This is a genomic window from Oleiphilus sp. HI0067, assembly GCF_001635735.1.
The window spans coordinates 1-2,401 of the sequence record NZ_LWFI01000632.1; the positions used below are offsets into that span (position 1 = coordinate 1).

The 2,401-nt window shown below is 50.5% G+C and carries 1 protein-coding gene; it reads left to right on the forward strand.

Annotation, left to right across the window (positions count from 1 at the left end):
* Positions 1 to 2,401, forward strand: a 2,401-nt coding sequence (locus A3739_RS07005; protein ID WP_197472149.1) for a VCBS domain-containing protein, incomplete at both ends; no start/stop codon positions are given.

Genomic DNA, 2,401 nt, shown 5'->3' on the forward strand with positions numbered 1-2,401 from the left:
GCAGGTCAAGTTCAAACGCTGACAATACCCGTTGGCGTAGTCGATCAAAGCGGTGCAACCGATACGCAGAACTTAACCATTACCGTGCACGGCAAAGATGATACGGCGATCATCAGCGGTGCGGNTACCGGAATGGTGAGAGAAGATACCACGCTGCAAGCGACGGGCACGCTCAGTGTAAGTGATAAAGATGCTAGTCAGGATCATTTTCAAGCGGGCGATATCCAGGGTGTACACGGAACATTACACCTTCAAGCGAATGGTACCTGGACCTATGATCTAGATAATCAAAGTCGCGACGTGCAGCGGCTCGGTGCAGGCTCCTCGCCGATCAATAATACGCTGACCGATGTGATACAAATCCATTCGGCAGACGGCACCGCACACAGTATTTCGGTGACGATTACAGGTATTAACGACGCGCCCGCTTTGAGTGTCATTACAGCACAATCGGCAAGAGAGGGTGATAGCACTAAGACCACAGGTGTGCTTACCGGCTCGGATATTGATACGAATGACCAACTTACCTTTAGTGCACCGAATGTAGATGGTTTTGTACTAAAGCAAGATGGTAGCTATAGCTTCGACCCAAACCACGGTAGTTATAACCATTTGACGCAAGGCGATGTACAAACCATCACCATCCCTGTGACAGTAACTGACCTAGCTGGCGCGACTGATACCAAGAATCTTGTCATCACCCTAACGGGCACAAATGACGCGCCGGTATTACAGCAAATCCAAGCGCAAAGTGTGACAGAGGATGGCCAATTGCTAACGGGCCAGCTTACAGCAACGGATACTGACGACCATGAAGTCGCTCGTTACAGCGTAATGCAGCAAGTTGATGGGTTTACCCTGCATGCAGACGGCAGCTATAGCTTTGATCCGAGCCATGCGAGTTACCAACACCTAGCGGCAGGTCAAGTTCAAACGCTGACAATACCCGTTGGCGTAGTCGATCAAAGCGGTGCAACCGATACGCAGAACTTAACCATTACCGTGCACGGCAAAGATGATACGGCGATCATCAGCGGTGCGGATACCGGAATGGTGAGAGAAGATACCACGCTGCAAGCGACGGGCACGCTCAGTGTAAGTGATAAAGATGCTGGTCAGGATCATTTTCAAGCGGGCGATATCCAGGGTGTACACGGAACATTACACCTTCAAGCGAATGGTACCTGGACCTATGATCTAGATAATCAAAGTCGCGACGTGCAGCGGCTCGGTGCAGGCTCCTCGCCGATCAATAATACGCTGACCGATGTGATACAAATCCATTCGGCAGACGGCACCGCACACAGTATTTCGGTGACGATTACAGGTATTAACGACGCGCCCGCTTTGAGTGTCATTACAGCACAATCGGCAAGAGAGGGTGATAGCACTAAGACCACAGGTGTGCTTACCGGCTCGGATATTGATACGAATGACCAACTTACCTTTAGTGCACCGAATGTAGATGGTTTTGTACTAAAGCAAGATGGTAGCTATAGCTTCGACCCAAACCACGGTAGTTATAACCATTTGGCGCAAGGCGATGTACAAACCATCACCATCCCTGTGACAGTAACTGACCTAGCTGGCGCGACTGATACCAAGAATCTTGTCATCACCCTAACAGGCACAAATGACGCGCCGGTATTACAGCAAATCCAAGCGCAAAGTGTGACAGAGGATGGCCAATTGCTAACGGGCCAGCTTACAGCAACGGATACTGACGACCATGAAACGGCCACCTACACCGCACCGACCATAGACGGTTTTACGCTAAATGCCGACGGGTCGTACACCTTTGATCCCAGTCACAGCGCCTATCAACACTTGGCCGCAGGTACAGACCAAACTGTCACCATTCCGATTACGGTGACCGACCAAGACGGTGGTACTGACACGCAGAATCTCGTTATTACGGTTCATGGTAAAGACGATGCAGCTATAATAACGGGGGCAAGCACTGGCGCAGTAACTGAAGGAGACGCAGGTGACACCGCAACCGCCAGTGGAACCCTCAGCATATCTGATACCGATACAGGCGAAACACCTGATTTCCCAGATCTTGTCAGTACAACCACCACCTACGGCCATATAGCCATGGTTAATGGTCAATGGACCTATACCCTTGATCAAAGCAAAGTACAAGATTTATCACCCAGTGACCCCGACCCAGCCAAGCAACAAGTCGTAGATACTTATACTTTCACAGCGACCGATGGCTCAACCCAACAAGTCAGCATCACCATTACCGGGACTGAAGATAAACCTGTTATTAGTTCCGCCTATGCTTCGCCAGTGGGCGCCACTTCGACATTATCCATAACCAGTCTTGAAGTAGTTGCCAGTGCCGACCCTGCGGTGATTGATACGACGGCAGACTGGGGCAGTCAAACATCGACAG